The organism is Sphingomonas sanguinis NBRC 13937 (genome assembly GCF_001591005.1).
Classification (GTDB): domain Bacteria; phylum Pseudomonadota; class Alphaproteobacteria; order Sphingomonadales; family Sphingomonadaceae; genus Sphingomonas; species Sphingomonas sanguinis.
Map to the genome: position 1 here is coordinate 51048 of NZ_BCTY01000022.1, position 6020 is coordinate 57067.

Sequence of the window (6020 nt, forward strand, 5' to 3'; positions counted from 1 at the left end):
CCGGCGAAGGCCGGGGCCCAGTTGCGGTGAAGCCGGGTGAGTGGTCCGGCTTTGCGTGGGAGGCAATAACGGGCGGCCGCACTTGCCTCCCTCTCACCCCCTGGCGTACCATAGGCTTGGCGGCACCTGGGCCCCGGCCTTCGCCGGGGTAGAAGAAGTTTTAGAAACAACGAAAAAGGGCGGCCCCATTGGAGCCGCCCTTTCCCTTATCCGAAACGGATCGCGGAATTACGCGACCGCCGCCTCGTACCGGCGACCGGCCTCGTCCCAGTTCACGACGTCCCACCAAGCCTTCAGATAGCCCGGACGATCGTTCATATAGGTCAGGTAATAGGCGTGCTCCCACACGTCGTTACCCAGGATCGGCGTACCCTTGTCGGCAACGACGTCCATCAGCGGGTTGTCCTGGTTCGGGGTCGAGGTGACCTTCAGCTTGCCCTCGGCATCCGCGATTACCCAGGCCCAACCCGAACCGAACTGGCCCGCACCCTTGGTGTTGAACTCGTCCTTCAGCTTGTCGAGACCACCGAACGCCTCGATCGCCTCGGCCAGCTTGCCCGAAGGCTGGGTGGTGCCGGGCTTGGTCATGATCTTCCAGAAGAAGTCATGGTTCCAGAAGCCGCCGCCATTGTTGCGGACGGCCGCCGGGGCCGACGAGATATTCGCCAGGATGTCCTCGATCGACTTGCCCTGCAGCGACGTGTCTGCCTCGACCGCCTCGTTCAGCTTGTTGGTGTAAGCGGCATGATGCTTGTCATGGTGGAAGGTCATCGTCTCCTTGGAGATGACCGGCTCCAGCGCGTCATAGTCGTACGGAAGGGGTGGCAGTTCGAAAGCCATCGTCAATGCTCCTTTGGGTTTGCCTGTGGCAACGCCGAGCACCCCAAATGGCTCCCAAAAGGCGGTTACGCAACCGTTCCGATCAGATCGTGGCGACGAAGCGCGTGACGGAGCTGGTCATAGCTCAATCCCAACGACTCGGCGGTAGTCCGCTGGTTGAAACGGTTCTCGGCCAGCGCCTTGGTCAACAACTCGCGCTCGAACCGGGCGACGCGCGACTTGAAGTCGGACGGGCCGACGTCGCAGGCCGCCACTTCGTCGCCATCGCTGACCGGCCCGGGTGCGCCGACCTGTTCGCTTTTCGCGGCGGCGGGCGACTGGCCCTGTGGCCGATAGGGCGAGCGGAAGGGGTCAATCTCAATGGCGTCCACCGGCCCTTCCCGGTCCCAGCGATAGACGGCGCGCTCGACCACATTGCGAAGCTCGCGCACATTGCCGGGCCAGCGATGCTCCATCAGCGCATCGGTCGCCGCCGCCCCGAAGCCCGGCCAATCCTCCCAGCCGATCTCGGCGGCCATGCGCCGCCCGAAATGATTGGCAAGCACCATGATGTCGCTCTTGCGGGCGCGTAGGGGAGGCAGCGTCACCACCTCGAAGCACAGGCGGTCGAGCAGGTCGGCGCGAAACTGATGGGCGGCGACCTTGTCGGGCAAATGCTCGTTGGTCGCCGCGACGATACGAACGTCGACGCGCAAGGGGCGTGACGATCCGATCCGAGTCACCTCGCCATATTCGACCGCGCGCAGCAGCCGATCCTGTGCCGCCATCGACAGCGTGCCGAGTTCGTCGAGGAACAGCGTCCCGCCGCTCGCCTCCTCGAACCGCCCCGCCCGCGCCTTGGTCGCGCCGGTAAAGGCCCCTGCCTCATGGCCGAACAGCTCGGCCTCGATCAGCGTTTCGGGAAGGGCGGCGCAGTTCATGATGACCAGCGGCTGGTCCCAGCGTCCGCTCAGGCGGTGGAGGCGTTCGGCGACAAGTTCCTTGCCCGTCCCGCGCTCGCCGATGACCAGCACCGGACGGTCGAGCGCGGCTGCGCGGCTAGCCCGTTCCAGCGCGTCCAGAAAGGCCCCCGACTGGCCGATGACCTGACTCGTTCGCTCCATTCCCAACAGGTGGCGGATTTTCCCAAGGCTTGGCAAGGCTGCAATCGTTCGGGTACCGCAACTATTTCACAAATCGTTGATTTTACATCATTTTCAAAATTGGCACGCCCCCTGCAATGCTATCGACATCCCGCCAACGAGCGGACCGACATAAGAATTCAGGGAGTTTTCACCATGTTCGCCACCACCTTCACCCGCCAGATCGCCGCTATCGCCTGCACCGTCGTGATGAGCGCCACCTGCCTGATGGGCGCCCTCGCCCCCGCGCATGTCGCCACCGCGCAGACGTCGGTTGCGGCGATCGAGGCACCGACCGCATAATCCCCGAATAGCCGCCATCAAGGAGTATCCGATGGGCATTTTCTCCCGCACCCGCGACATCGTCGCCGCCAATTTCGCCGACCTGCTCGACAAGGCGGAAGACCCCGCGAAGATGATCCGCATGATCATCCTCGAAATGGAGGAAACGCTTGTTGAGGTGCGCGCCTCCGCCGCCCGCACGATCGCCGACCAGAAGGAAATCCGCCGCCACATCATGAAGCTGGACCAGCTTCAGGACAGCTGGACCGAAAAGGCCGAGCTGGCGCTGTCGAAGGACCGTGAGGACCTGGCCAAGGCCGCGCTGATCGAGCGTCAGAAGGCTGCCGACATGGCCGACCAGCTAAAGGCCGAAGTCCAGGTGCTCGACGATGCGCTGCGCGCGTCGGAAGAGGACATCGCCAAGCTGCAGAACAAGCTGCGCGAGGCGCGGACAAAGCAGAACGCGGTCCAGACCCGTCTGGAGAGCGCCAACAACCGCTATCGCCTGCGCGAGATGTGGAACGGGCCGAAAACACACGACGCGTTCAGCCGCTTCGACATGCTGGAGCGCAAGGTGGACGAAGCCGAGGGCCGCGCGGAAGCGCTGGGCCTAGGCGCGAACCCCAAGACGCTCGAGGACGAGATCGCCGAACTGCGCGCCTCGGACCGGGTGGATGCCGAACTCGCCGCGCTCAAGGCGCGCCTGAACAAGGGGGAATGAGATGAACGGCGTCGCTGTACCCTTCATCGTCTTCGGTTCGCTTTTCGTCGCGCTGCCCTGGCTGGTCCTGCACTATGTCACCAAGTGGAAGCAGGCACCCAAGATCACCCATGAGGATGAGCAACTGCTCGACGAGCTTCACCTGCTCGCCCGTCGCCTGGAGGATCGGCTCAACACTGTCGAACGGATCGTCGCCGCCGACAATCCCGACTTCAAGCCCGGTCTTCAGTCCGAATGGCGCCCCGAACCGCGCCTGGGCCAGACCGACTACAGCCTCGATCGGAGGAATTGAGATGACCGCCAGCCGCACCAATTTCTACCTCGACAAGCAGAATGCCAAGTTCAAGGGCGTCTGCTCCGGCATCGCCGACTATACTGGCGTCGATGTGATGTGGGTCCGCGTCGCCGCGGTCCTGCTCACCCTCACCGGGGTCGGCATGCCCTGGGTACCGCTCGCCTATATGCTGATCGCCTGGATGGCGACGGCCAAGCCGATCGGCCTCTATCAGTCGGACGAAGATGCCAAATTCTGGCAGGGCGTGCGCAGCAACCCGCGCCGCTCGACCGCCGAGGTCCGCTCGAAGTTCCGCGATCTCGACCGTCGCCTCGCCGATATCGAGCTGCATTATACCAGCCGCAACCGCCAGCTCGCCGACGAGATCGACAGCCTGCGCTGAGACTGCGCTGACACATCAACTATCCTATGGGAGTATGGATTATGTCTTGGGGAGGACCGGGTTTCGTCCTGGCGATCATCGCAATGTCGACGATCGGGTGGGTCGTCACCACCTGGATACGGGCCAAGCACGGCTATAGCCTGGAAAACGACTGGGGCGGCATGACGCACAAGAGCGACATCGCCGACGGCCGCAAGGTCGAACTGCTGACCGCCGAGAACCAGAAACTGGTCGGCCAGGTCTCTCGACTGGAGGAGCGGATCGCGGTGCTGGAGCGCATCGCCACCGATCCCGCCGAGCGGACCGCGCGCGAAATCGACGCGCTGCGCGATCGCTGAGGGAGAAGGGTGATGAATGATATCGGCATCCTGGTCCCGCTCTTCGGTATCAGCTGCGGCATGGTCGCGATCATCGGCGGCGTCTTCGTCCGCCCCTGGTTCGCCTATCGCGAAAAGCGGCTGGCCACCGAAGCCTCGATGGTCGCGGAAAAGGCGGCGCAGTACGCCGCCCAGACCGAGCGGCTGGAACAGCGGGTCCGGGTGCTGGAGCGGATCATCACCGATCGCGGCCTGGCGCTGAGCGACGAGATCGACGGTCTGCGGGTCCCCGGCGAGACGCCAGCCCGCATCGAACACTGACATCATAGAAACATAATATAAAAGGGAGTTACCACCATGTCCGGTTCACAGTTCATGGTCGTTCTGATCGTCGCGATCGTCATGGTCGCCAGCATCTTCAAGGCCAAGCATCGCCGCTCGCCCGGTCTCGACATGGTCGAGCATCTGCGCGGCGACAGCGCCCGCGACACCCAGGCGCTGCGCGGCGAAATCCAGCAGCTCAAGGAACGCATCCAGGTGCTGGAGCGCGTCATCACCGACGAGCGCAAGAGCATCGACCTCGACCGCGAGATCGAGCGGCTGCGCGACCGTTAAGCCAACCATTGATACGGACAGGGAGCCCGGATCATGACCGACACCAACCTTTATATCGTCCTTGCCACCGCCGGGCTCGCCGGCCTCGCGATGATCGTCACCGCCGGCCTTGCCGGGTGGCGCGGCTGGTTGCAGCTGAAGAGCCGCGAGTTCGACCGGGCGAACGACATGCCCTACCCGCCCGCCAGCTCGGCGGCGTCGCGGATCGAGATGGCGGACCTGAAGGAGCGTATCCGTAAGCTCGAAGCCATCGCCGCGGGCGTGGACCTGTAAGCCCCATGCGACTGGCCGCCCTTCGCCGATGGACCGCCCGGATCGGATGTGGCGGCGCCGTGATCCTCGCCGCCGTGGTTCACACCCCCGCCGCCCTCGCCTTTCCACACCGCGCCGATTTCGGGTCGACTACGGTGCTGTCGGAACAGCCGATCGATCGCGCGGCGATGGGGCGCGTGCTGGCGCGGGCCGACCGATTGCTGGCGGCGAGCCCGCTCGACCGGCCGGGGCTGTCGCGACAGGTGGTTCTGACCGATGGCGGCTGGCGATGGGATGTCCTGTCGATCGGTGCCCGCAGCGCGATTGCTTTCCGGCGGCCCTTCTCCCACGCGCTGGTCTTCAACCGCAGTGCGGTTGCCGCCGACCGGGTGACGAACGGCGCCCCGCTCGGCGGTGTGCGCACTCTGTCGGGGACCATCGCGCATGAGATGACGCACCGGCTGGTCGCCGACCATATCGGCGAGTGGGCGGCGCTGCGCCTGCCCGCCTGGAAGCGCGAGGGCTATCCCGATTATGTCGCGCAGGAGACGAGCATCCGCCCAGGCGACGAGGCGCTGATCCACAGGCTGAACCCGAATGCGCCGGTCCTGACCTATTATGATGGACGCCGCCGGGTGGCTGCCGAGCTGGCACGCAACGGTGGGTCGGTCGACGCGCTGCTGCGCGACTGATCGCGCCCCTGCCCGGTTGTCGCCGCGCCCGAAGCACGGTAGCGCGGAGGCCATGTCCGACCTTGCCGAAATCCGCGACGAATATGAATTCCTCGACGCCGACGATCGCTATCGCCTGTTGATCGATCTCGGCCGCGCGCTGGAGCCGATGCCCGAAGCGTTAAAGACCGATGCAACGCTGGTGCGCGGTTGCTCGGCCTCGGTCTGGGTCTATCCGACCAAGGGCGATGGCGACGGGCTGCATTTCCTGGCGGACTCGAACGCGGCGATCACCAAGGGGATCATCGCGCTGGTCCTGAAGACTGTGCAGGACCGGACGCCCGCCGACATCCTGGCGACCGATATCGAGGGCGAACTCGCGCCGTTCGACCTGAAGAACCAGTTGAGTTCCAACCGGACGCAGGGGATTCCGAATATGATCGCGCTGATCCGGGAGACGGCGGGGCGGTATTGAGGTTTTCTCCGGGGGATGCGGGCTCGGTGAGACACCCGGCCCTCCCCCA

General features: G+C 64.9%; 12 protein-coding genes. 10 read left to right on the top strand and 2 right to left on the bottom strand.

The genetic code is table 11. From position 1 onward, the window contains the following. Positions 1 to 228: 228 nt before the first annotated feature. Both SSA01S_RS10770 and pspF read right to left on the bottom strand, forming a co-directional pair. Positions 229 to 840 (bottom strand): superoxide dismutase, encoded by a 612-nt coding sequence (locus tag SSA01S_RS10770; RefSeq protein WP_061780354.1) that lies wholly within the window; start codon positions 838 to 840, stop codon positions 229 to 231. A gap of 65 nt (positions 841 to 905) precedes the next feature. Next, entirely contained in the window at positions 906 to 1943 is a 1038-nt protein-coding gene (pspF, locus tag SSA01S_RS10775) for a phage shock protein operon transcriptional activator (RefSeq protein ID WP_061780355.1), read from the bottom strand. 174 nt (positions 1944 to 2117) lie between these two features. On the opposite strand from pspF, the gene SSA01S_RS19815 reads away from it, so the two are divergent. The 10 genes from SSA01S_RS19815 to SSA01S_RS10820 are packed head-to-tail and all read left to right on the top strand — an operon-like array spanning position 2118 to position 5971. Further along, entirely contained in the window at positions 2118 to 2264 is a 147-nt protein-coding gene (locus SSA01S_RS19815; RefSeq protein WP_167348911.1) for a hypothetical protein, read from the top strand. A gap of 31 nt (positions 2265 to 2295) precedes the next feature. Continuing rightward, the gene (gene pspA, locus SSA01S_RS10780) at positions 2296 to 2964 is read left to right on the top strand and encodes a phage shock protein PspA (RefSeq protein ID WP_056433933.1); all 669 of its coding nucleotides are present in this window, start codon (positions 2296 to 2298) and stop codon (positions 2962 to 2964) included. 1 nt (position 2965) lies between these two features. After that, complete coding sequence (gene pspB / locus SSA01S_RS10785) at positions 2966 to 3256, top strand: envelope stress response membrane protein PspB (protein WP_058732997.1); 291 nt, start codon at positions 2966 to 2968, stop codon at positions 3254 to 3256. Position 3257: 1 nt separating this feature from the next. Then, positions 3258 to 3641: an envelope stress response membrane protein PspC gene (pspC, locus tag SSA01S_RS10790; protein ID WP_056433939.1), complete on the top strand. Its 384-nt coding sequence runs from the start codon at positions 3258 to 3260 to the stop codon at positions 3639 to 3641. A 41-nt stretch (positions 3642 to 3682) separates the two neighbouring features. After that, complete coding sequence (locus SSA01S_RS10795; RefSeq protein WP_058717805.1) at positions 3683 to 3979, top strand: hypothetical protein; 297 nt, start codon at positions 3683 to 3685, stop codon at positions 3977 to 3979. A gap of 12 nt (positions 3980 to 3991) precedes the next feature. Beyond that, positions 3992 to 4279 carry a hypothetical protein gene (locus SSA01S_RS10800; RefSeq protein WP_061780356.1) on the top strand — a complete coding sequence of 96 codons (288 nt, stop codon included), beginning with the start codon at positions 3992 to 3994 and terminating at the stop codon, positions 4277 to 4279. A 36-nt stretch (positions 4280 to 4315) separates the two neighbouring features. After that, positions 4316 to 4573 carry a hypothetical protein gene (locus tag SSA01S_RS10805; protein WP_061780357.1) on the top strand — a complete coding sequence of 86 codons (258 nt, stop codon included), beginning with the start codon at positions 4316 to 4318 and terminating at the stop codon, positions 4571 to 4573. A gap of 33 nt (positions 4574 to 4606) precedes the next feature. After that, positions 4607 to 4846: a hypothetical protein gene (locus tag SSA01S_RS10810; protein ID WP_061780358.1), complete on the top strand. Its 240-nt coding sequence runs from the start codon at positions 4607 to 4609 to the stop codon at positions 4844 to 4846. 5 nt (positions 4847 to 4851) lie between these two features. Next, a complete protein-coding gene (locus SSA01S_RS10815; RefSeq protein WP_061780359.1) occupies positions 4852 to 5517 on the top strand; it encodes a hypothetical protein in 666 nt (221 codons plus the stop codon). A 52-nt stretch (positions 5518 to 5569) separates the two neighbouring features. Further along, positions 5570 to 5971, top strand: a complete 402-nt coding sequence (locus tag SSA01S_RS10820; protein WP_058732993.1) for a SufE family protein — start codon at positions 5570 to 5572, stop codon at positions 5969 to 5971. Positions 5972 to 6020 lie beyond the last annotated feature (49 nt).